Origin of the sequence: Pseudidiomarina sp., from assembly GCF_033722695.1 — a bacterium.
GTDB lineage: Bacteria > Pseudomonadota > Gammaproteobacteria > Enterobacterales > Alteromonadaceae > Pseudidiomarina.
The window spans coordinates 1-23,337 of record NZ_JAWVYM010000010.1 but is presented as its reverse complement, the minus strand read 5'-3'; the positions used below and the strand labels follow the sequence as shown (position 1 = coordinate 23,337).

The 23,337-nt window shown below is 55.9% G+C and carries 23 protein-coding genes and 1 rRNA gene; 11 read left to right on the top strand and 13 right to left on the bottom strand.

Annotation, left to right across the window (positions count from 1 at the left end; genetic code table 11):
• Positions 1-90: 90 nt before the first annotated feature.
• The 4 genes from R3196_RS05505 to R3196_RS05490 are packed head-to-tail and all read left to right on the top strand — an operon-like array spanning position 91 to position 4,921.
• The gene (locus R3196_RS05505; RefSeq protein WP_318935668.1) at positions 91-1,269 is read left to right on the top strand and encodes an acyl-CoA dehydrogenase; all 1,179 of its coding nucleotides are present in this window, start codon (positions 91-93) and stop codon (positions 1,267-1,269) included.
• Between the two features lie 17 nt (positions 1,270-1,286).
• Entirely contained in the window at positions 1,287-3,485 is a 2,199-nt protein-coding gene (locus R3196_RS05500) for a thiamine pyrophosphate-dependent enzyme (protein WP_318935667.1), read from the top strand.
• Positions 3,482-4,537, top strand: a complete 1,056-nt coding sequence (locus tag R3196_RS05495; protein ID WP_318935666.1) for a malonyl CoA-ACP transacylase — start codon at positions 3,482-3,484, stop codon at positions 4,535-4,537. Before R3196_RS05500 ends, R3196_RS05495 begins: the two co-directional genes overlap by 4 nt.
• On the top strand, positions 4,538-4,921 hold the full coding sequence (locus R3196_RS05490) for a diacylglycerol kinase (RefSeq protein ID WP_318935665.1): 384 nt from the start codon (positions 4,538-4,540) through the stop codon (positions 4,919-4,921).
• Here the strand turns inward: R3196_RS05490 and R3196_RS05485 are convergent.
• Positions 4,918-5,883 (bottom strand): lyase, encoded by a 966-nt coding sequence (locus R3196_RS05485; RefSeq protein WP_318935663.1) that lies wholly within the window; start codon positions 5,881-5,883, stop codon positions 4,918-4,920. The genes R3196_RS05490 and R3196_RS05485 overlap by 4 nt on opposite strands.
• Before the next feature lie 11 nt (positions 5,884-5,894).
• Positions 5,895-6,998 (bottom strand): transporter substrate-binding domain-containing protein, encoded by a 1,104-nt coding sequence (locus R3196_RS05480; RefSeq protein WP_318935662.1) that lies wholly within the window; start codon positions 6,996-6,998, stop codon positions 5,895-5,897.
• Between the two features lie 77 nt (positions 6,999-7,075).
• Between R3196_RS05480 and R3196_RS05475 the strand changes: the two genes are divergently transcribed.
• Positions 7,076-7,696, top strand: coding sequence for a LysE family translocator (locus R3196_RS05475; RefSeq protein WP_318935661.1), 621 nt, complete (start codon positions 7,076-7,078; stop codon positions 7,694-7,696).
• Positions 7,697-7,710: 14 nt separating this feature from the next.
• Here R3196_RS05475 and recQ read toward each other — a convergent pair whose 3' ends face one another.
• Positions 7,711-9,543 (bottom strand): DNA helicase RecQ, encoded by a 1,833-nt coding sequence (recQ, locus tag R3196_RS05470; RefSeq protein WP_413242901.1) that lies wholly within the window; start codon positions 9,541-9,543, stop codon positions 7,711-7,713.
• Between the two features lie 132 nt (positions 9,544-9,675).
• On the opposite strand from recQ, the gene rarD reads away from it, so the two are divergent.
• Positions 9,676-10,575: an EamA family transporter RarD gene (gene rarD, locus R3196_RS05465; protein ID WP_318935659.1), complete on the top strand. Its 900-nt coding sequence runs from the start codon at positions 9,676-9,678 to the stop codon at positions 10,573-10,575.
• Here rarD and uvrD read toward each other — a convergent pair.
• The 7 genes from uvrD to lptM form a co-directional block, all read right to left on the bottom strand.
• Entirely contained in the window at positions 10,551-12,761 is a 2,211-nt protein-coding gene (gene uvrD, locus R3196_RS05460; protein ID WP_318935720.1) for a DNA helicase II, read from the bottom strand. The two genes, rarD and uvrD, sit on opposite strands and share 25 nt — an antisense overlap.
• A 92-nt stretch (positions 12,762-12,853) precedes the next feature.
• Positions 12,854-13,579, bottom strand: a complete 726-nt coding sequence (locus R3196_RS05455; RefSeq protein WP_318935658.1) for an HAD-IA family hydrolase — start codon at positions 13,577-13,579, stop codon at positions 12,854-12,856.
• A 15-nt stretch (positions 13,580-13,594) separates the two neighbouring features.
• On the bottom strand, positions 13,595-14,494 hold the full coding sequence (locus R3196_RS05450; protein WP_318935657.1) for a tyrosine recombinase XerC: 900 nt from the start codon (positions 14,492-14,494) through the stop codon (positions 13,595-13,597).
• The gene (locus R3196_RS05445) at positions 14,481-15,176 is read right to left on the bottom strand and encodes a DUF484 family protein (protein WP_318935656.1); all 696 of its coding nucleotides are present in this window, start codon (positions 15,174-15,176) and stop codon (positions 14,481-14,483) included. The genes R3196_RS05450 and R3196_RS05445 overlap by 14 nt, the downstream gene beginning before the upstream one ends.
• Positions 15,173-15,979: a diaminopimelate epimerase gene (gene dapF, locus R3196_RS05440; protein WP_318935718.1), complete on the bottom strand. Its 807-nt coding sequence runs from the start codon at positions 15,977-15,979 to the stop codon at positions 15,173-15,175. Before dapF ends, R3196_RS05445 begins: the two co-directional genes overlap by 4 nt.
• Before the next feature lie 11 nt (positions 15,980-15,990).
• Positions 15,991-17,241 carry a diaminopimelate decarboxylase gene (gene lysA, locus R3196_RS05435; RefSeq protein WP_318935655.1) on the bottom strand — a complete coding sequence of 417 codons (1,251 nt, stop codon included), beginning with the start codon at positions 17,239-17,241 and terminating at the stop codon, positions 15,991-15,993.
• On the bottom strand, positions 17,231-17,389 hold the full coding sequence (lptM, locus tag R3196_RS05430) for an LPS translocon maturation chaperone LptM (RefSeq protein ID WP_318935654.1): 159 nt from the start codon (positions 17,387-17,389) through the stop codon (positions 17,231-17,233). The genes lysA and lptM overlap by 11 nt, the downstream gene beginning before the upstream one ends.
• Before the next feature lie 94 nt (positions 17,390-17,483).
• Between lptM and cyaY the strand changes: the two genes are divergently transcribed.
• Genes cyaY through R3196_RS05405 form a run of 5 tightly spaced genes read left to right on the top strand, consistent with a single transcriptional unit; the run spans position 17,484 to position 21,831 of the window.
• Positions 17,484-17,810, top strand: coding sequence for an iron donor protein CyaY (gene cyaY, locus R3196_RS05425; RefSeq protein ID WP_318935653.1), 327 nt, complete (start codon positions 17,484-17,486; stop codon positions 17,808-17,810).
• Positions 17,807-18,748, top strand: a complete 942-nt coding sequence (gene hemC / locus R3196_RS05420) for a hydroxymethylbilane synthase (protein ID WP_318935652.1) — start codon at positions 17,807-17,809, stop codon at positions 18,746-18,748. Before cyaY ends, hemC begins: the two co-directional genes overlap by 4 nt.
• Positions 18,745-19,539, top strand: coding sequence for a uroporphyrinogen-III synthase (locus tag R3196_RS05415; protein WP_318935651.1), 795 nt, complete (start codon positions 18,745-18,747; stop codon positions 19,537-19,539). Before hemC ends, R3196_RS05415 begins: the two co-directional genes overlap by 4 nt.
• On the top strand, positions 19,529-20,680 hold the full coding sequence (locus R3196_RS05410; RefSeq protein ID WP_318935649.1) for a uroporphyrinogen-III C-methyltransferase: 1,152 nt from the start codon (positions 19,529-19,531) through the stop codon (positions 20,678-20,680). Before R3196_RS05415 ends, R3196_RS05410 begins: the two co-directional genes overlap by 11 nt.
• Positions 20,677-21,831 (top strand): heme biosynthesis HemY N-terminal domain-containing protein, encoded by a 1,155-nt coding sequence (locus R3196_RS05405; RefSeq protein ID WP_318935648.1) that lies wholly within the window; start codon positions 20,677-20,679, stop codon positions 21,829-21,831. The genes R3196_RS05410 and R3196_RS05405 overlap by 4 nt, the downstream gene beginning before the upstream one ends.
• 30 nt (positions 21,832-21,861) lie before the next feature.
• Here the strand turns inward: R3196_RS05405 and R3196_RS05400 are convergent, their stop codons facing one another.
• The 3 genes from R3196_RS05400 to rrf all read right to left on the bottom strand — a co-directional run.
• Positions 21,862-22,437 (bottom strand): YceI family protein, encoded by a 576-nt coding sequence (locus R3196_RS05400; RefSeq protein ID WP_318935646.1) that lies wholly within the window; start codon positions 22,435-22,437, stop codon positions 21,862-21,864.
• A 23-nt stretch (positions 22,438-22,460) separates the two neighbouring features.
• Complete coding sequence (locus R3196_RS05395) at positions 22,461-23,003, bottom strand: cytochrome b (RefSeq protein WP_318935645.1); 543 nt, start codon at positions 23,001-23,003, stop codon at positions 22,461-22,463.
• Between the two features lie 241 nt (positions 23,004-23,244).
• Positions 23,245-23,337 (bottom strand): 5S ribosomal RNA (gene rrf, locus R3196_RS05390); the annotation flags it as partial.

Below are 23,337 nucleotides of genomic sequence, written 5' to 3'. Positions count from 1 at the left end.
TTCGGAGTAACCTGCTACTCATAAAATAACCAGCTTGCGGACACTATTTAACCGTCCACCGAGACCAACAAAAATCAACGAGGCACTTTCATGGCACGTCCTTCATTTGACTGGCAAGACCCATTCCTGTTCAGCAACATGCTTACCGAAGAAGAGCGGATGATTCGCGACACCGCGCACCAGTACTGTCAGGAAAAACTCATGCCGCGGGTACTGATGGCAAACCGTGAGGAGCGTTTTGACCGCGAAATTATGACCGAACTTGGCGAACTGGGCCTGTTAGGTGCCACCCTGCCGGAAAAATATGGCTGCGCCGGAGTCAATTACGTCTGTTATGGCCTGGTGGCCCGTGAAGTGGAGCGGGTCGACAGCGGCTACCGCAGCGCCATGAGCGTGCAGTCCTCACTGGTGATGCACCCAATCTATGAGTACGGCAGTGAAGAACAACGACAAAAATACCTGCCCAAACTGGCCACCGGTGAGTGGGTCGGCTGTTTCGGTCTGACTGAACCCGATGCCGGCTCGGATCCCGGCTCGATGCGCACCACTGCGCGCAAAACCGACGGCGGTTACGTGCTCAAAGGCAACAAAATGTGGATCACCAACTCGCCGATTGCTGACGTGTTTGTGGTTTGGGGTAAGCTCGACGGAGAAATCCGTGGCTTTATTCTGGAAAAAGGCATGAAAGGCCTGTCGGCACCGAAAATCGAGGGTAAGTTCTCACTGCGGGCCTCAGTTACCGGCGAGATCGTGATGGATAACGTCGAAGTACCGGAGTCCGCGCTGCTGCCCAACGTCAGTGGCTTAAAAGGGCCATTCGGCTGTCTCAATAAAGCCCGTTACGGCATTGCCTGGGGCTCGCTGGGCGCGGCCGAGTTCTGTTGGCATGCAGCGCGGCAGTACACCCTGGATCGCGAGCAGTTTAACCGGCCGCTGGCAGCCAACCAGCTGATTCAGAAAAAGCTTGCCGATATGCAGACCGAGATCACTATCGGCCTGCTCAGCTGCCTGCAGGCCGGACGCCTGATGGACAGCGGCGAGCTGGCACCGGAAACCATTTCACTGATCAAGCGCAACTCCTGCGGCAAGGCGCTGGACATTGCCCGCGTCGCCCGTGATATGCACGGTGGTAATGGCATTGCCGATGAATACCATGTAATTCGTCATGTGATGAACCTCGAAGCCGTGAATACCTATGAGGGTACCCATGATGTGCACGCCCTGATTCTGGGTCGTGCGCAAACCGGTCTGCAAGCATTCAGCGGCTAATCAGCTAAGGAATTCATATGGCTGCGTCCATACATCCATGGCTGACGGAGTTTGTCCAGCGTCTGCAACAGCAGAATCTGCCACAGGCTCAGGCAGCAGGGGGGTTGCTCACCGATAGCGAACTCTTTGAACTGTTCGAATCCCAGTTAGCCAGCCGCCTGCTGGATTTGCAGTCCCGCCTGATGCAGGCCGCCGGCCAGAGCTTTTACACCATTGGCAGCTCCGGCCATGAAGGCAACGCCGCGGTCGCCAAGGCTTTACGGGTCACCGACCCGGCCTTTTTGCATTATCGCAGCGGCGCTTTTTTTATTCAGCGCGCCAAACAGCTGCCCGGCACCACACCACTTTATGACATGCTGCTAAGCTTCGCGGCTTCCAGCGATGACCCGATCTCCGGCGGCCGCCATAAAGTACTGGGCAGCCTGGCTCTTAGCGTGCCACCGCAAACCAGTACCATTGCCTCCCATGTGCCTAAAGCTATGGGTACGGCCTTTGCCATCGGCTTGTCACAGCGCCTCGAGCATCAGGGCCGCTGGCCGCGCGATGCCATCGCTATGTGTAGCTTTGGTGATGCCTCGGCTAATCATTCCACCGCCCTGGGGGCGATCAATTCAGCCAGCTGGGCGGCCTATCAGCAGATTCCAATGCCGCTGCTACTGGTCTGCGAAGATAATGGCCTGGGCATCTCAACCCATACGCCCAATGGCTGGATCCAGCAACAATTGAGCCAGCGCCCGGCACTTAAGTATTTCCGCGCCGATGGCAGCAATCTGGCCGAGACCTATCTGGTGGCCCGGGAGGCTGCCGATTATGTGCGCCATAAGCGCAAACCAGCGGTACTGCATTTACGCACGGTACGGTTATTCGGCCATGCCGGCGCCGATGCTGAAAGTGCCTATCGCAGCAAGCAGGAAATTGCCCGGGATGCCGAGCGCGACCCGCTGCTGCATAGCTGCGCGGCACTCATCAGCCGGAGCCTGTTTGACCATCAGCAACTGGCTGATTATGTCGTGCGCCAGCAACAGCGCATTGCGCGCATTGCCGGTCAGGCCAGTCAGCAGCCGAAGCTGGAGTCACCTGCAGCTATCATGAAGGCCATTGTTCCGCCGCCACGGCAGACCCCACTGCCAGCCCTACCCGGGGCAGAGCAGCGCCGCAGCCTGTTCAACTGGGATAAACATAATCTTGGCAAGCGCCAGCACCTGGCTAAACTCATTAACTGGGCTTTGCATGATCTGATGGCCCAGTTCGGTAACCTGGTGCTCTGCGGCGAAGACATCGCTAAAAAAGGCGGCGTCTACCATGTTACCCAGCATCTGATGGAGGCTTTCGGGCCCAATCGGGTGCTCAATACGGTGCTTGATGAACAAAGTATTCTGGGGCTGGCTATTGGCATGGCGCAACAGGGCTTTATTGCGATGCCGGAAATCCAGTTTCTGGCTTATGTGCATAACGCTGAAGATCAGATCCGTGGTGAAGCGGCCACTTTGTCGTTTTTCTCCAACGGCCAGTACAGCAATCCCATGGTGATCCGTATTGCCGGCCTGGCTTACCAGAAAGGCTTTGGCGGGCATTTCCATAACGACAATTCCTTTGCCGTATTCCGCGATATCCCAGGCATTATTCTGCTGTGCCCGTCCAATGGTCACGACGGCGCGCTGCTGATGCGCCAGGCCACCATGCTGGCTGCACGCGAGCAACGGGTGGTGGTGATGCTTGAGCCCATCGCCCTGTATATGACACGCGATTTGCATCAGGAAGGCGATGGCGGCTGGTTATGTGACTATCCGGATCCTGACCAGCCGATTCCCGAACTTGGTGAGCCTGCGGTTTTTGGTGATGGCGAGGAGCTGGCGATTATCTCCTATGGCAACGGCTACTACCTGAGCCGTCAGGCGGAAGCAAAACTTGCTGCGGATGGCCATAAGCTTCGGGTGCTGGATTTACGCTGTCTGGTGCCCCTGCATACCGACAAGATTATCGCGGCGCTGGATAACTGTAAGAAGATCCTCATTGTTGACGAGTGCCGCCGTCGCGGCAGCCTGAGCGAAGAGCTGTTCACCGCACTGCATGAAGCCCGTCCTGATCATTATGAAATCAGCCGGCTGAATGCCGAGGACAGCTTTATCCCGCTCGGTAAAGCGGCTTATGCGGTATTGCCATCGGCCGATCAAATCCAGGCACAGGCGCGCAAACTGCTGGGAGCGACCTCATGAAGAAAACAGCATTAGTGGTCTGCCCTGGGCGTGGCACCTACAACAAACCGGAATTGGGCTCAATTTCGTCGAAAATCGGCGAAGATAGCGCGAAAATTCGCGATATTATGCAGCAAATCGACGACGTTCGTGCTGAACTGGGCGTTCCGACCGTGGCTGAACTGGATCAGATGGACCTGTACAAAAGCCGCATTCACCAGGCGCCGGACAATGCCGCCGCACTTATTTATGCCGCTGGCTACACGGATTTCCTGGCTATTAACCGCGATGAATATGAGGTTGTCGCTATTACCGGCAATTCGATGGGCTGGTATACCGCTATGGCTTGCGCCGGTTGCTGGTCCGTCGATACCAGTACCCGGCTGGTAACCAATATGGCGCAGCTCACCGCCGGCGGTGAAGGCGCACAATTTATCTATCCGCTGGTGGATGCCAACTGGCAACCCAGCGCTGAGTACCGTAGCCGAATCGCCGAACAGCTGGCTGCCCATCCGGGCGAGCTGATGATGTCGATTAACTATGGCGGCTATGCCGTACTGGCTGGTTCTACCGCCGCCTGCGAAGCGGCGATGGCGGCATTACCGCCGGTCGACGAGCGCTTCCCGCTATTGTTGCCGGGCCATGCGGCTTTCCATACAAGCCTGATGAGTGAAGCTTCAGAAAGCGCACTGGAGCGCTGGCCAGCGGTATTATTTAAGGCGCCCAGCACGCCGCTGATTGACGGTCGCGGCCATTGCTGGCCAAGCCATATTACTTCAGCCGAGGCCCTGCATGATTATACCCTTGGCCATCAGGTAACCCAGACCTATGACTTCACCCGAGCCATTCAGGTCGCGGTGAAAGAGTACGCGCCCGACCATATTATTCTGCTCGGCCCGGGCAGTGGTCTGGGCGGCGCTGTCGCGCAGGCACTGATTCAGTGCAACTGGCAGGGGCTGGATAGCAAGGAAAGCTTCAGCAAACGCCAGCAACAGCCTCAGCCCTATGTTCTCAGTATGGGTCTGCCCGAGCAGCGGGCGCTGGTGACTGGCCATGATGCTGAGAAAATATAAATGAAACCCAAACAACAGGGCCTGATGCGGATTGTCCGCGCGGCGGCAAATTCCGCGCGGGGTATGCGTGCGGCCTGGCAGTCGGAAGCCGCGGTACGACAGGACGTGATCTTGGTGATCGTACTGCTGCCGTTGGCGATGCTGGCCCCGGTTTCACCGGTAGAGCGGGCGCTGATGATTTTCAGCCTGATCCTGCTGATTATTGTCGAGCTGCTTAACTCAGCAATTGAAGCGGCCATTGACCGCATCGGCGCCGAGCGTCACGAACTCAGCGGCAAAGCCAAAGATATTGCCTCGGCCGCTGTCAGTTTCGCGCTCATTAATATTGCCGTCACCTGGCTGATTATTCTCTGGCCCTGGTTCGGCAACCTGCTTAGCCGCTAGTAGGTAATAACGGCCTGACCTATGGTATTGGCGTCAGACCCAAACCAGATACTGCCGGTGTCAGCGTCAAATACCATATGGCGGACGGTACCACCCCCGCTGGGTACATCGACCGGCGTGGTAAAGGTTTCGGTTTCGCTGTTAAAGCCAACGATGCGATTCGGTTGCAGGCCGGTTTCGGCAAACCACACATAACCGTTATCGTCGGCAGCCATACCATAAGGCATCGACTGGCTTCCGCCTGGCATTTGCCACTCATCAATAGCGCCGGTGTCCGGGTTATAACGGCCCAGGTAGCCACCTACATAATCCACGTACCAGATGAGGTTGTCGCCGGTGGTGGCAATACGACGCGGCCGGTTGCTGTTTTCCCGCGGCAGCTCTATCTCTTTCAGCTCACCCTGATCGTTTAGGGTGATCAGCTTATTGCTGTTAAACAGCGTGGCCCAGGGCGTGTCGTCTACCACAATCAAACCATAAGGGCGGGCGTTTTTAGTCGGCACATCATGCAGGGTTATTTCCTTGGTCTCTGCATCAAAAAAGCCGATTTTATTGGCGCCCTGCGCGGTGAACCAGATGTCACCATCACTGGTAAAGGCCTGGGTATGCACATCACGGCGGCCATCGCCCGGTAACTTATATTGGGTAATGCTGTGATCATCGTGGTCAATTAAACCGATATGGGCGGCTTTATTGCCGGCATACCAGCCGCCACGTTCATCCACGATAATATTATGCGGGCCGGCGCCGTCAGGTAAGTCAATGCGTTCGAACTCGCCGGTCTGCGGATTCAGGATGGCCGCGTAATCGGCCTTCTGGCCCACAAACCAGACTTCCTCGTTACTGACCACATAGGGATCCCGGGGCCGGCTGTCGGGCCAGGGAACCTGCCACTCGTTGATTTCGACGGTAGCCGTAGCGGCTTCGCCGCTTACCATCAGTGCCAAAACTAAACTTATCATTGGTTTTCTCCTTACAGAGAGTCACCCAAATAATCACTGACCAGTTCACGCCACTCCGCGGTGCGGGTATGGCGTAGCAAAGCCAGATTGATCTGCTCGCGCCGCTTGTCCCCTTGCTGCATGACGATGGCATAGTCTTGCGGGGCGAAGGTCGCAGGCAGTGTGGTTAGTTCAACATTCTGCTGCCGCAGCAAATATTTCAGCAGCGGCGCATCGTATACCGCGGCATCGGCTTCGCCTCTATCGACACTGGCAAGGGCTGCTTCCAGATTCTCATACTTCTGGTAGCCAATGTTGCGACGTTCCAGCCAGGCGGCACTGTAGGATCCCGGTACACTGCTGACGCGCACGTTAACCAGGTCATCCTGGCTCTCGACCTGACTGGCGAGCTGGCCGACAGTCAGCGAGGAGGCAATCGATGCGGTAAAGCTCGAAATAATAATCACGCTGGTAAACATCCAGATAAAGGCAACGACCCGTCCGGCGAGCGTTCGGGGCGACTTATCGCCGTAGCCCACGGTGGTCATGGTGACTGCCGCCCACCAGAAGCCCGCACCGATACCACGACTGGCATAAGGGCTGAATTCGTCCTGGTTATGGCGCCGCTCAAACAACCACAGCGCCCAACCGGCCAGCAACAGGATGGCAAATAGCGCCAGCAGCACACTCAGAAACTCGATGCTGATAAAGCGCTGCATCACATACCACCAGGAACTACCGGTTTTATCGGGGATAGCGATACCGAGTCCGGCATTATAGAAAGGCTGGGTGAAATCTATCTGACTTTCACGGTCCGCGGTTACGGAAATCGCACCCAGACCGATATGAAAACGCTGCTGTTCTACGCCATCAAGCAGCTCAGTCAGGCCGGTTTCCTGATACTCATAGTCGTAGCCGTTCTGCTCGGCGATGCGCTCCCATAGTCGAATCGTCAGGCCGCTGTACTCGCCCTGCTCATTCTTCATCACAAAAGGGGGGCTGACACGCACTGCTACCTGCAGCGCCTCGCCGGGCTGTGCCTGGGATTCGGCCTGCGGCTGGTCCTGCGCGGAAGCCGGGCTCAGGCTAAGCAATGTGGCGACCGTCAGTCCGACGGTCCAGTTCCATAATTTCATAATGTCTCCTTCGTGTTGCCTGGCATCAGTTAACTCTTTAGTATCTACAATATAGACCCTTAACCAGTGAACAGATCATGGAAATCTTTGTCGCCGTTCTTTTCTTCGCCTTTTCCACCACTATTACACCGGGTCCAAACAATGTCATGATCATGTCCTCAGGCATGAATTACGGGGTGCGCGCCAGCCTGCCGCACTTTTTGGGGATTTGCCTGGGCTTCCCGCTGATGGTGCTGTTGGTCGGGTTTGGTTTTGGCGTGGTGTTCGAACGTTTTCCTAATCTGCATGAGCTGATCAAGATTCTGGGTGTGATCTACCTGTTCTGGCTGGCGTGGCGCATTGCCACCGCGGAACCGTCACCCATCGTCAAAACCGAGCGCAAGCCTTTTAGTTTCTGGCAGGCCGCGCTGTTTCAGTGGGTCAATGCCAAAGCCTGGGTGATGGCCTCCGGCGCTGTCGCTGCCTTTACCTCGGTCGATGGCAACCTGGTGATGGAAGTGCTGGCGATTACCGCAGCCTTTCTGCTGATGGCGTTCCCTTGTGTCGGCGTGTGGATGGTATTTGGCTCGCTGCTGCGCAAAGTGCTGAAAACGGCAACCATGCGGCGCATTTTCAATGTCACTATGGCATTGATTCTGGTGGCGTCGCTGCTGCCGGTATTGCAGGAACTCTGGCAGTACTATCTGGCCGTGGGCTGATTGAGGGCTAGCGATCAGAAACTCAGCAACGGCTCATCGTCAGCATCAAGGTAGGCGGTAATCGCGGCCAGAAACTCGGTACCATAGCGTTCGAGTTTTTTCTGGCCCACGCCTGTAATCTCCAGCAATGCGGACTTATCGGTCGGATAATGTACCGCCATTTCCACCAGCGTGGTGTCGTTAAAGACCACAAAGGGCGGCACTTCTTCCGCATCAGCTATCGACTTGCGCAAGGCGCGCAGGCGACGGAACAAAACTTTATCATAGTCCCCGCGATCAGCCACTCGTGGCTTGCTCACGACCAGGTTGATCCGTGGCTCGGCCAGTTGCAGGGCCACTTCGCCTTTCAGTACCGGCCGCGCCGCCTGGGTTAGCTGCAACACTCCGTACTGCTGAATATTCTGGATAATCAGGCCGCGGTGGATCAGCTGACGAATTACCGCCAGCCAGTATTCCTGGCTCTGCTCGGCACCGATACCATAAGTTGACAGCTGATTATGATTCAGCTCAGTGAGCCGCTGGGATTTGCTGCCGCGCAGCACGTCGATCACATGATTCATACCAAAGCGCTGCTCGACCCGGTAGATACAGGACAACACCTTCTGCGCGTCCACGGTACCATCGTACTGGCGCGGCGGATCCAGGCAGATATCACAGTTGCCGCAGGCATTATCGCGATACTCATTAAAATAATTCAGGAGCATCAGGCGGCGGCAAGTCTGCCCTTCACCCAGTGACTGCATGGCCGCGAACTTATGCTGTTCGACCCGCCGGCGATCTTCGTCCGCCTGTTCATTGATAATGCTGCGGATCCAGGCGGCGTCTGAAGGGTCGTACAGCAACAGAGCCTCGGCGGGCAAGCCATCACGTCCGGCCCGGCCGGTTTCCTGATAATAAGCCTCGACACTGCGCGGCACATCAAAATGCACCACGAAGCGCACGTTAGGTTTATTGATACCCATACCGAACGCCACGGTCGCCACCACCACGTCAATATCGTCACGGACAAAGCCGCGCAGCACTTGTTCGCGGAGCTTGTGATCCAGTCCCGCATGATAAGCCGCGGCTTTAATCCCATCCTGATGCAGCTTCTCGGCCAGATCTTCAACTTTCTTGCGGCTACCGCAATAAACAATACCGGAGGCACCGCGTTGCCGGGCGATATAGTCGCGCACCTGCTTCTGCGGTTTGTATTTGTCTTCCACCACATAGCGGATATTCGGCCGGTCGAATGAGCCCTTGTAAACAACCGGGTCGTGCAGGTGGAGCCGGCTGGCGATATCGGCCTGGGTGGCGGCATCGGCGGTCGCCGTCAGTGCCATGAAAGGAACCTGCGGCAGCATCTCGCGCAGGCTGCCAAGCTGGCCATACTCGGGCCGGAAGTCATGACCCCATTGCGAAATACAATGGGCTTCATCAATGGCGATCAGCTGCACCGGCCACTGCTGCAGCTGCCGGGTAAAGTAATGCTGTAAGGCGCGCTCCGGGCTCACATAAAGTAAGCGAATAGCATTGTCCTGCAATTGCTGGCTGATGCTGGCGGCTTCTTCGCCGGTCATACCGTTGTGCAGTGCTGCGGCGGCAACGCCCATGGCCTGCAGGGCTTCGACCTGATCCTGCATGAGCGAGATCAGTGGTGATATCACCACCGTCAGACCATCACTCTGAATTGCCGGCAACTGGTAGCACAGCGACTTACCACCGCCAGTCGGCATCAGCACCAGCGCGTCCCGTCCCGCTGTGACAGCGTCAATGACCTGCTGCTGGCCTTCACGGAAACCCGTGTAACCAAAAACTTCGGCAAGGACTTTTGACAGGGGGTGTGAAGGCAAAACAGATACTCCGATTGACGGCGGTCGTTGATTGGCTCTATTGTATGCATCCCTCGCCCTGAGCACCACCGTATCCGGACGATTTACGCAATATTCGGTGACCGGCTGCGCAGGTATCATACATATGCTTATTGAGATTGCTTCGCCATGACCGATTCTGCCCTTCGTGGCCGCCAGGGTGTACTTTTTGCCATTGCCGCATACACCATGTGGGGCGTCGCCCCGATTTATTTTAAATTGCTGCAGGCGGTACCGGCGCTGGAGATCCTGAGTCACCGGATCCTCTGGTCTTTCGTATTGGTGCTAATGTTGATTCTGCTATTACGGCGTAAGGATCGCATTATGCCGATTCTGCGGCACCGATCGCACATGCTGAAGCTGACACTGGCGACATTTTTACTGGCAGGTAACTGGTTTCTGTTTATCTGGGCCATCAATAACGACCACATTCTCGACGCCAGCCTGGGCTACTACATTAATCCGTTGCTGAACGTCGCTATTGGTATGGCATTTTTCTCGGAGCGGATGCGCAAGATGCAGTTGCTTGCTATCGCGCTGGCGGTTACCGGCGTGCTGATCCAAATTATTTCGTTCGGCTCAGTGCCCTGGATCGCCCTGACTCTGGCCTTCAGCTTCGCCACTTATGGCGCCATTCGCAAGCGCCTGCCGGTCGACTCCATCACCGGCCTGTGGCTGGAAACCCTGATATTGTTGCCGATAGTACTGTTTTATCTGGCCTTCATCGCTGAATCCGCAGCGGTGGATATGACCACCAACAGCTGGCAACTGAACAGCTTGCTGGTCGCCGCGGGCATCGTCACCACCGCACCATTGTTATGCTTTACCGCGGCCGCCCAGCGCATCCGCTATTCAACGCTGGGCTTCTTCCAGTACATAGGCCCCAGTATGATGTTTATTCTGGCTGTGTGGGTTTATGGCGAGCCGCTGGCGACGGATAAACTGGTCACTTTCGCCATTATCTGGTCGGCCTTGCTGTTATATAGCCTCGATACCCTGGTGCATCAGCACCGATCCAGGCGCGCGTAACCGACCACCAGCCATTTACTGCCGAGGCCTTCAAAATTAACCTGGATGCGGCTCTGCGGGCCGCTGCCTTCATAGTTAAGCACAGTGCCTTCGCCAAATTTACTGTGTCGCACCCGCTCTCCCAGCTGAAAGCCGGTTTGCTCGAATGCTTCATGGCTGGCACCGCTGTGAAAGCGCCCCAGCTCACGGCCGGAGCTTGGATCCATGCGGCTTTGCATGCGCACATGGTGAAGTAAGTCGGCCGGAATCTCACCAACAAAACGACTCACCCGGTGCATCATTTCCTGGCCATAAATGCGGCGCTGCTCGGCATAGGTCAATATCAGCTTTTGCATGGCCCGGGTCATCCCGACGTAACACAGGCGACGCTCTTCTTCGAGCCGGCCGGGCTCGTCCATCGACTGTTGCGAGGGAAACAGGCCTTCTTCCACGCCGGTCATAAACACCAGCGGAAATTCCAGCCCCTTGGCGCTGTGCAGGGTCATGAGCTGCACCGCATCCTGGTGTTCGTCCGCCTGCTCGTCACCGGATTCCAGTGAGGCGTGGGCAAGAAACGCATTCAGCGGAGTGAGGTTTTCGTCTTCTTCCTCATCATACTGGCCGCCAAAGGCATCGAAGTTATCGCAGGCGTTCACCAGCTCTTTTAAGTTCTCCACCCTGGTCTCGGCTTTCTCGCCTTTCTCGGCTTCGTACATAGCCATCAGGCCGCTGCTTTTGATCACCACATCCACCTGGCGGCCCAGACTGAACTCGCCGGTTTCGTCTTCCAGCTGGTTAATCAGATCAATAAAGGCCGCCACGGCGTTGGCGGCGCGTCCGGTCAGGATCTTCTCAACCACCAGCTGGCGTGCCGCTTCCCATAATGGCAGCCCGCGTTCACGTGCGGCCGCGCGGATAATCTCAATAGTGCGGTTACCAATACCGCGGGTAGGCGTATTAATGACGCGCTCCAACGCCGCGTCATCATTGCGATTCGCCAGCAACCGCAAATAGCCCAGAGCATCTTTTACTTCCTGCCGGTCAAAGAAGCGCAGGCCGCCATAAATGCGATAGGGAATACGGGCATGCAACAAAGCTTCTTCCAGCACCCGTGACTGAGCGTTACTGCGGTACAATAGCGCCACATCCTGCAGTGCGTTACCTTTTTCATGCCAGCTTTCGATTTGTCCGGCGATATAACGGGCCTCATCCATTTCGTTAAAGGCGGCATAGAGTTCAATCGGATCGCCACTGTTACCCTCGGTCCAGAGTTCTTTACCCAGGCGATCGCGGTTATTGGCAATCACGGCATTGGCGGCGGTCAGTATGGTATCCGTTGAGCGGTAATTTTGCTCCAGGCGAATGGTCAGCACATCGGGATAATCACGCAGAAACTGCTGAATGTTTTCGACTTTGGCGCCGCGCCAGCCATAAATAGACTGATCGTCGTCGCCAACAATAGCAACGTAACTGGGTTCGGCCGCCGGATTGCCTACACCGGACAGCAGTTTGATCCAGGCGTACTGAATCGAGTTGGTATCCTGAAATTCATCCACCAGGATATGCCGGAAGCGCCGCTGATAATGATCGCGAACTATGGCATTGTCGCGGATCAGTTCGTGGGCCCGCAGCAACAGCTCAGCGAAATCTACCAGGCCAGCGCGATCACAGGCAACCTGATAGCCGTCATAAATTTCATTTAAGGTACGTTCATTAATATCGTAACTATTCAGATGGTGGGGCCGCAAGCCTTCATCTTTTTTGCCGTTGATGTACCACTGGGCCTGCTTGGCGGGCCAGCGTTTTTCATCCAGGTTCATACTGCGGATAATCCGTTTTACCAGGCGCTGCTGGTCATCGCTGTCGAGGATCTGGAAGTTCTGTGGCAGGCCAACATCCATATAGTGAGCACGCAGCAGCCGGTGCGCCAGTCCGTGGAAGGTGCCGATCCACATCGCGCGCACCGAGCTGCCCAATAACTGCTCCACCCGGCCGCGCATTTCGGCGGCGGCTTTGTTGGTAAAAGTCACCGCCATGATGCTGTAAGGTGACACCTGCCGGTTTTGCAATAACCAGGCAATACGGTGCACCAGTACCCGGGTTTTACCACTGCCAGCGCCAGCCAGTACCAGCATATGGCGTTCCTCGGCGCCCACAGCCTCGCGCTGTTTATCATTAAGTTCAGCTAGTAAAGGATGTGTCGGCATCTGTTTGTCCATTTGCTTATCCAATGATCTGGAGTCTCGTGTCTGCAGGCAGTTTAATCAGCGACTACTGTATATGCAACCAGTTATCGCTGTTAACCCTGCTCTTTGTCTTTCAGAAGAAAGTCGGTGAGTCGGCTAAAGTCATCAAAAGCCAGGCTCGGCAATACGTGCAGCTGCCCGCTAACCCCCAGCCCGCCGGTAAACCAGGCCGTTTGCCAGCCAGCCCGACAGGCGCCGAGAACATCAGCGGTCGGGCTATCACCAATATGCAGCCAGCCGGAAGGAGGAATATCGGGAAGTAACTGCCGGGCTTCATCGAACATATCCGGGTGCGGTTTGCCACGCCGCCCTTTGCGGGGCTGAAAAATACCGGTGAAGTAGTCGGATAGTCCAATGGCATCAACGCTGACATTGCCGTTACTCAGGGCAAACAGCGGGTAATGCGCGGCCAGCCGCTCGAGATTATGGCGAGTGCTCGCTTCCATCTCCACTGCATTACGGTGCTTGAGAAACTCCTGCATGGCTGCTTCAGCGGCCGCTTCCACGTTACCGATACCAGCTTCGCGGAAGCCCTCACTAAGAGTGGCTAGCCGCAGCGCGGTCATGTCGCTGGCCAGGTCCTGATCACGTCCCATCATATGCAGCCGTCGCCGGGCCCAGTCCTCGGCCGTCCAGTGGGCAACCTGCGGGTGGCGCTCACACAGATAGCTATGCACGGCCTGTTCCGCGGCACGCATGACGGGCGCATTCGGATAAAGGGTATCGTCTAAATCAAAACTCAGCACCTGCACCGGCTGCAGGCGACGGAAAAACTGCATGACTGATCCTGTTCGCTATTTTTTGCGCGCCCGCGGATGGGCACCATCATATACTTTGGCCAGATGCTGAAAATCCAGGTGGGTATAAACCTGGGTAGTGCTGAGGTTGGCATGCCCCAGCAGCTCCTGCACGGCTCGCAAATCACCACTGGATTCTAACATATGTGAGGCGAAGGAGTGTCGTAGCTTATGGGGATGCAGCGGGCTCGACAGCCCCTGCTGCTGGCCCCAGTGGTTCAGCCGTTGCTGCACTGCCCGCGGACTGATGCGGTTTTGTCGCTGGGTAATAAATAAGGCGACTTCATGCATCTGCCCCGGTAACCAGCTGGTGCGCACCGGCAACCAGCGCTCAATGGCCGCCGCGGCATAGCGCCCGTATGGCACGATACGGGTTTTACTGCCTTTGCCCAGCACCCGCAATTCGCGATGACGCGGATTGATCGAATCGATATCCAGTGCCACCAGTTCGGCCAGTCGCAAGCCGCTACCGTAAAGCAATTCCATCATGGCCGCATCGCGGATGGCTAAGGGTTCGTTCTGGGGCAGCTGTAATAACTGGCTGATACTATCAGCATCCAGGTTTTTCGGCAGGCGCTTGGCTCCGCGCGGGGCTTTCAGCTGGCTGGCCGGATTGTCGGGCAACACACGCTCGCGCACCAGATAGCCGCAGAAAGTGCGCCAGGCTGCCAGTCGCAGCGCCAGCGACGCATCGCCTAAGCCGCGCCGGCGCCAACTGACAAACAGCCGTTCAAGTACGGGTAAGCTTAATTGTTCAGGGGCAGTAATGCGATCCTGTTGGAGCTGATTGATGTCTTCAGAAAGCAGGCGGGAATAGCTGGTTAAAGTCAGCTCGGCGAGGCCACGCTCGCCGGCCAGGTGATTAATAAATCGGGTCAGTGCGTCAGGCAGTATCATAGTGCGTTAACAAGGGCGGTAAGATCATGCTGAGCAGCGCCTGTAACTGGCGGACCAGCAAGGTGTCCATGGCGGGTTCAAAATGACCGGCGTCCTGATTACCAATTGCCAGCATACCCAGTTCGCCCTTTTCGCCAAGCAGTAATAATGCCACTGAAGCGATGGCCTCGGCAGGGAACAGCAGCCGCTGCTCATCGGCAGTAAGGCGGCCCAGGTAAACCGGACCATCAGCAAAACGCTTACTTAACAGCTGTTTGTGGGTGTCAGACGCAAAAGTAAACTGTTCGTCCAGCTCCAGTGGGCTATCAAAAAACTTCAGCGACAGGGCCGGCATATGCAATTGCTCAGCAAAGGTTTGCTGCAGGCTGTCCATGACTTCAGCGAGGCTACGGCAACCCAGTAACTTCACATACAGCTCGCTGTAATAACGAAACAGCTCTTCATTGCGCCGCGCGGTGGTCATCAGATCGGTGATTTCTTCTTCCATCAGCCGAATACGGTCACGCAGCACCTGCTGCTGCCGTTCAACCAGCGACACAGCACCGCGCTGGTTATGACGCAGACTCATCTGCTGCAGCAGCGCCGGATGCCGCTCAAAGAAATCCGGATTTTCTTCCAGGTAGGAGGCGATCAGACTGTCATCAACAATAGGCGCGCTGGTTTTTTTCATTTCGTTCGTCATAGTTTTATATATCCGTCAAAAACATGCACGGCCGGGCCTGTCATACGCACAGTCTGCCCCGGCTGCCAGCGAATGGTCAGATTCCCACCCGGCAATTCTACCTGTACCTGCTCGGCCAACTTGCCCTGGCGCATACCAATGACTGCCGCCGCACAGGCGCCACTGCCGCAGGCTTGGGTCTCGCCAACACCGCGCTCATATACGCGCAGCTTAACCCGGTCGCGGTCGATAACCTGCATAAAGCCCACGTTAACCCCTTCCGGGAAGCGCTCGTGGGTGGCCAGCAGCCGCCCCAGGGTTGCCACCGGCGCCTCAGTAACGCTTTCCGTTTCAATCACACAGTGCGGATTGCCCAGCCCCATCACCCCGCACAACACGGTTTGTTCCTGCTCTCTGATTACGTAAGTCAGTTCTTCTTTATTGGCTTTAAAAGGTACATTGGCCGGCACGAACTCGGGCTCACCCATTTCAACCGTGATCTGGCCATCGCGTTCATGATGCAACACCATTTTACCGGCTTTCGTGCTGACCCGCAGGTGGTTTTTATTACTTAGCCCTTTCAGACGTACAAAAAGCGCGAAGCAGCGTGCGCCATTACCGCACTGGGCAACTTCAGAGCCATCGGCGTTAAAAATGCGGTAGTGAAAATCCAGATCAGGATCGTAGGGCGGCTCTACCAGCAACAACTGATCGAAGCCAATACCACGATGACGATCGGCCCACTGACGGATTTGCTCCGGATTGACGTAAAAGTTCTGGGTGACGTTATCAACCACCATGAAGTCGTTGCCGAGCCCATGCATTTTGGCAAAATTCAACGTGGCTTCTCCATCAGTTGTTCACCTTTCCAGAGATCTTCAAGGGGTTCGCGCTGCCGAATCACATGGACATCACTGCCGGCCACCATAATCTCAGCGGCGCGCGGGCGGGTATTGTAATTGGAGCTCATGGTAAAACCATAAGCGCCAGCGTTCATAATAGCCAGCAAATCGCCCTCTTGGGCGGCAAGATGGCGGGCATGACCAAAGAAGTCACCGGTTTCACACACCGGACCTACTACATCGACCAGATTGGCGTCTTCGGCGCTCTGATTGACTGGCTGAATGGCGTGATAGGCCTGGTAAAGCGACGGGCGAATCAGATCATTCATGCCCGCGTCGACCAACAGAAAGTTCTTCTCGGCGCCGGGTTTATAGTATTCCACCTGGGTCACTAACACGCCGGCATTGCCAACAATGGCCCGCCCGGGCTCCAGCAACAGGGTCAATCCGCCAACCGCTTCAGCGCGTTCCCGCAGCGCTTGCAAGTAAGCACCTACATCGGGCGCATCTTCCTGTTGATAAGGGATGCCCATGCCGCCACCCATATCCAGGTGATCAATTTCGAGGCCCTGCTCACGGAGCTCTCTGATCAAGGCCAGCATGCGATCAGCGGCGTCCAGAAAGGGGCTGACTTTGAGAATCTGCGAGCCAATGTGGCAATCCAGGCCGCGCAGCTGGATGCCCGGCAATTCAGCGGCGCGCTTAGCCACGCCGCGAGCATCTTGCATAGCAATACCAAATTTATTCGCTTTCAGGCCGGTGGCTATATAGGGATGGGTTTGCGCATCCACGTCGGGATTCACCCGCAGTGAAACCGGCGCGCGTACACCAAGTTCCAGCGCTACCTCATTGAGCCGCTCCAGTTCAGCTGCGGATTCAACGTTAAAACAGCGGATTTGCTGCTTGAGCGCGTAGAGCATTTCTGCGCGGCTTTTCCCGACGCCGGAAAAAACGACGTCTTCGGCCTTGCCACCAGCTGCCAGCACCCGCGCCAGCTCACCACCTGAAACAATATCAAAACCCGCGCCCAGGCTGGCGAGTAGATTCAGAATAGCCAGGTTACTGTTGGCTTTAACGGCGTAACAGAGTTTATGCGGCGCCGGCCAGTGGTCCGCGAAACGCTGCCAGTTCGCGACGATGGCGGCATGCGAATACACATACAACGGCGTGCCGTGAATGGCGGCTAAATCACGCAGCGCACAATCTTCTGCGTGGAGCTGTTTACTTCGATATTCAAACGTCATGATGACCCAATTCGATAACCGCAAATTCCACCGTCAGGCCGGTGTTTTTATCTGCTGGCGGAGCCGGCTGCTGCAATGGCGCTTTCTGGCCGCAGGCGACCAATCCCAGCGCAGCTGCTACAATGATCAGACGCATTACTTTCAGCATAAACATCGGTAAACTGTACCTATAGTAATTTGCAAATTAAACCATGCGCCTATCATCGCATTGCGGCGCACAAATGTCATTATCAGGAGTAGACATGCAAGAGCAGGAATATCATGAACTGGCCGAAGCGACTATCCTTGCCATAGAAGAGGCCGTTGAGAATTGCGGCATCGATATCGATTGCGAATCTGGTGGTGACATTCTTGAACTCACGTTCACGAACGGCACTAAGATGGTGATCAACAAGCAACCGCCTTTGCATCAACTCTGGGTAGCCACCAAGTTTAATGGCCATCACTTTGAATACCGGGACGGGGTGTGGATTGACAACCGTACCGGCGCCGAGCTCTGGCAGCTGCTAAGCGAAGCAGCCAGCAAACAGGCTGGCACGGACATTACCCTACGCCCGGAGCAAGCATGACCCGGACTTTACGTATTGCCACCCGCAAAAGCATGCTGGCCATGTGGCAGGCCGAACATATTAAAGCGCGACTGGAAGCCTTGCATAAGGACTTACACGTTGACCTGGTGCCGATGAGCACGCGTGGCGATGTCATTCTCGATACCCCGCTGGCCAAGATCGGCGGCAAAGGCCTGTTCGTAAAAGAACTCGAAGTGGCTATGCTTGAAGGCCGTGCCGACCTGGCCGTGCATTCGATGAAAGATCTGCCGGTTGAGTTTCCGCCGGGGCTGGAATTATTCGGCATCTGTGAGCGCGAAGATCCACGTGATGCTTTTGTATCGAACCGCTATAAATCTTTAGACGAATTACCCGAAGATGCAGTAGTGGGCACCTGTAGTCTGCGTCGTAAATGCCAGATCCTGGCGCAATATCCGCATTTGAAGATCGCTGATCTGCGCGGCAATGTACAAACCCGTCTGCGTAAGCTTGATGACGGCGAGTTCGATGCCATCATTCTGGCCACCGCTGGCCTGGTGCGGCTCGAACTGGGCCAACGTATCCGGCAGCGGTTGCCAGTCGATATCTCGTTACCAGCCAATGGCCAGGGTGTACTTGGCATTGAATGTCGCAGTGATGACGAAGCCACCAAAGCCCTGCTCGCTCCTCTGGCCTGCCAGGATACCCGCAGTTGTGTGCTGGCTGAGCGCGCGATGAACCGGCGCCTGCAAGGTGGCTGCCAGGTTCCAATCGGTGCTTATGCAGAACTCCATGGCGACACCATCCACCTGCGCGGCCTGGTCGGTCGCCCCGATGGCAGCGAAATTATTGAAGGCGCTATTCGCGGGCCACGTGAGCGAGCCGAAGCGCTGGGCACCGAACTGGCAGATTATCTGCTGTCACGCGGGGCCGGCAAAATCCTGACCGACGTCTACGCCGAGCAAGAACTGCATTCATGAGCAACGTGCTGATCCTGCGCCCGGCTGATCAGGCTGCTGAACTTCAGCAGGCCCTGCAGCGCCGTGCCGGTGAACAGCAGCTTGAGCTGAATACCGAAGCCGCGAGTATGGTCGCCATCAGCAGTTACGATGACCCGAATCATAGCCTTACCGAGATTTTATCGGCGAACTGGGATGCCGCGTTAATGGTCAGCGTTAATGCCGCCCAGTACTTTGCGCAACAGGCGCACCAATGGGCGCCAGGTTTACCGATGCCAGCGGCACGTTGGTATGCCGTCGGCCCCACCAGCGCCAGAGCCATAAAGGCTGTCGTCGGACGCCCGGTCACCTGCTCCTGGCGCCGCCATAACAGTGACACGCTGCTGGCGCTGCCAGAGCTAAAACATATTGCTGATCAGCGCTGGTTGCTGGTCCGTGGCCATGGCGGCCGTGAGCTACTGGCAGATACGCTGCGCGCACGCGGCGCCGAAGTCACTTATCTGGAAGTCTATCAGCGGCAGCCACAGCCGGTATCTCCAACAATCATGACCCGCTGGCAGCGCGAAATGAACGGAATTATGGTCAGCAGTGCCGAACAGCTGGGCTATTTTCTTGCCGCGGTACCCAAAGAAGGGCTAAGCTGGCTAACATCCTGTTATTGGGTAGTCGCCAGTACCCGCCTGGCCGATTTGATGCCGCCATCCATCCGCAGCCGGGCAGTTATTGCCGACAGCGCGGCTTCTTTTGCTATGGCTGAAGCCTGGCAGCAGGCCATCATGAAATTTAAGGAAGAAACCGACCATGACAACTGATGCAGAAAAAAACAAAGATAAAGGCCCGCAGGATAAGCCGGTAACCCCAAAAGGCCCGAAGCCCAACACCGCCAGTGTTGAAAAAGCACCACCGAAACAACAGCGGCGCGACAGTTATCTGGGCTGGCTACTCCTTATTATCGTTATAGCCTTAGTCAGTGCCCTTGGCTGGTATGGCTATCGCTACTGGCTACCAAATTACCAGATGCAGACCGCAACCCTTGAGGCGCGCCAACAGCACCTGGAAAACCAAATTGAGTCGTTTCAGGAGCAGCTTGATAAGCAGCAGGAGCAAACCCGCCAGCATATACGACAGCAATTGGATCAGTTTTCCGGGGTGCTGAGTTCCCATTTACAAGAACAGAAACAGCGAATCAACGACTACCAGCAAGCGGTGCAGTCGGTGCAGGCTGAGCTTGCTGCGCTGGATATCTCCCAGGAAACCGACTGGCGCATTCTTGAAGCTCGCAATATGACCGACCGGGCGGCAGTTAAGCTGTGGATTGATCAGGATCCGAAAGCCGCGCTTGAGCTGTTGAAATTAGCTGAGTCGCACCTGGCAGCACTGGATAATCCGGCCCATCAGTCGGCCCGCCAGGCGCTGGCGGATGACATTATGCTGCTACGTAGCCTGCCCGAACCAAAACAGTATGACGCGGCAATGCAGCTGAACAGTCTTTATGCTCAATTGCAGGATGCCAACTGGTATCAACGCCGGGCCAGCCGCGACAGTAGCGCTGAATCCGGCGCCACGACGACAAACTGGTGGGAGCGTTTAAAGCAACGTGCCGGCACGTTAACGGATCAACTGGTACGGGTGCAGTATCGCGATAAGCCCGTGCAGCCGATGCTTTCTGACAGCTACATTGAGCTCATTCAGCAACGTACTTTTTTGCAGTTGCAGCTGGCTCAGCAAGCCGCGCTGACTGGCCGTCAGCCCCTTTATGAAGCCACTATAGATACCGCCCTGAACTTGCTGGAGGAAGCTGGCGATCCGGAGCACAAAGGGCTGCAGTTTGCGCATGAGGAACTTACCAAACTTCGTGGCCTGACGCTGCAGCCTGATTATCCCGAAGAGTTGAAGTCTCCGGCTTTCCTCAACCGTCTCGCTAATCAGATCACTGCGGGGGCTGCTGAATGAAAACCGCTTTAATTCTGGTTCTGTTATTAGCCGCTGGCTTACTGCTGGGCCCATTGTGGTCGGGTAATACCGGGTATGTGCTCATTGCTATTGGCAATCTGACAATAGAGACCAGCCTGGTAGCAGCGGCGATTTTTCTGGTCGTCGCAGTAATCCTGTTGCGGTTTCTCTTCAGGCTCGTAATGGGGCTATTCCGCAGCACCCGCTGGGGAATGCGGTGGTTTGGTCAACGCCGGCAAGCCAAAGCACAACAAGCATTTGATGAGGGCGCGCGGCAGTTGCTTAACGGCGACTACCGGGCAGCGTCAGCCGCTTTCAACCGCAGCTGGCAGCTAGACCACACCCCGGTCACCGCCATGCTTGCCGGATATAGCGCCCAGCAGATTGGTGAACTTGCGCAGGCAAAAGACTGGCTAGCGCGAGCCGGGCAGGCTGATAAGCTGCAACTCGCCGAGACCCTGCTATCCCTGCGAGCGGAGCCCGAACAGGCAGCCCGGCGTACCGAGCTGCTGGAGAAACTCACCAACCAGCACCTCCATCATCCGCAGCTTATCCGGCAGGCCATCGATGCTTATGTCAGCCTGCATCGCTGGCAGGATGTGCTCCGCCTGTTGCCAACTGCCGAGCGGCTGCAGCTGTTCAATACCACGGAATATCAGCAATTATGTGAACGGGCACACCGCGAGTTGATGCTCGAAGCCGGCCGTTCCAGCGCGGAAAAACTCCAGGAATACTGGCGCGCTCTAAGCCGTGAAAAACGCCGCTTTGCGCCCATTCGACGCGCTTATCTGGCGGCCTTGATTCATTTCGGCTACACCGCAGCAGCCGGAAAAGTCGCGGCCCGCGGCTTAAAACGGGGCGATCTGAAGCTGGCTCACCTTATTGAAGGCGAACTGCTGGTACCGGGTAAAGAATTGCAGGAATGGATTCAGGACACGCTTAAACGCAAACCTGACGACGCAATGGCGTTGCAGGCGTTAGGGCAACTATCGCTGCTGACCGGAGATTATTCACTGGCACAGCGGGCATTGCGTAAAGCGGCAGATGTTGCACCATCACGGCGGGTCTATCTGGATTTAGCCCAGGCCTATGCCGAGCAGGGCGATCCGGTCAATGCTGTTAAAGCCTACCAGCAGGCACTGCGGGATTAACCCGCAGCGCCTCAGGTAGTTGCCGTCAGGTTACTGACGGATACCTTCAATCGATAAGAAGATCTCAACCGTTTCAGCCGCCGGACCCAAATCGTACTCGATCCCATAATCAGCCGGCGCGAAAGTGATAGCGCCCTCAAAACCGCGGCGATAGCCGCCCCATGGATCAGGGCCGGCACCAATTTCGCTCACATTAATGGCGATTTCTTTGGTGGTGCCATGTAAAGTGAAATCGCCAACCAGTACACCGGTACCATCACCGTTCGACACATAACTGCTTGACTCAAACTGCGCCCGCGGAAATTCACTGACATTCAGGAAGTCTTCGCTGCGTAAGTGCTTATCGCGCTCGGCATGATTGCTGTCGATGCTTGCGACATCAATAACAACAGATACTTTTGCAGCTTCAGGATTCGCTTCATCGTAGCTGAACGTACCTTCAAAATCGTTGAAGCGGCCGAGCAACCAGCTATACCCAAGGTGGCTGATCTTAAACTGGATAAATGCGTGCGCACCCTCAGTATCAATCACATAGTCGTCAGCTTGTGCTGCGGTGCCGCCTAATAAAGCCGCTGAAACCAGCGATGCTAATAATAACTTTTTCATTTTATTGCTCCTGTCAGAGGGGGTTACTTTTGCGGTTTAAGCATGCGTTTTAGCGTGTCATGCTTATCCCAAAAATGATGCTTTAATGCCATCAGGGCGTGGCCGCCGGCTAGAATCACCAGCGCCAGTGCCGAATACCAGTGCACTTCGCCAGCCAGATCTTCCTGCGCCGGGATGCTGGTAATTACAGCCGGTACCGTAAACCAGTCAAATACCGAAATGCCGCGTCCATCTGCGGTTGAGATCAGATAGCCGCTCAGCATGGTGACCAGTAACAGGGCGTACAGCAGCCAGTGGCCAAGGCGCGCCCCAACTTGTTCAAAACCACTGCCGCTGAGCGTTGGGGTTTTATTTCCGGCCCGCCAGATAACCCGGCTCAGAGTCAGGATCAGCAGCAACATACCAAATGACTTATGCCACCAGGGCCCCAGGCGATACCAAGGGTCGTAATAGCTTAGCGTCAACATCCAGTAGCCGAGAGCGAACAGGCCCACAACGACCAGTGCCGAAACCCAATGCATGAATATGGTTAACCATCCATAGCTACGTTTGTTATCTGCGATCACGATCAAAAACCCTGTGACTGATATTTACGTTAGCCAGTTTAAATGAACTAATTGGAAAGAATAGTGGTATAAATCGCAGTATAGGTTCTATTAAAACGAACGGTTGGACCAAATATCGGTTGCCAGGAATGACGGTATCCCTGGCATCTCCATTTTTCCCTGGGGCGGTATTAAAAGCAGGTAGGAAAAATTTCACATAAAAAAAGCCCCTGTCATCTGACAGGGGCTTTCGTTATTTAAAGCCTGGCGGTGTCCTACTCTCACATGGGGAGACCCCACACTACCATCGGCGCTGAAGCGTTTCACTACTGAGTTCGGAATGGATCAGGTGGTT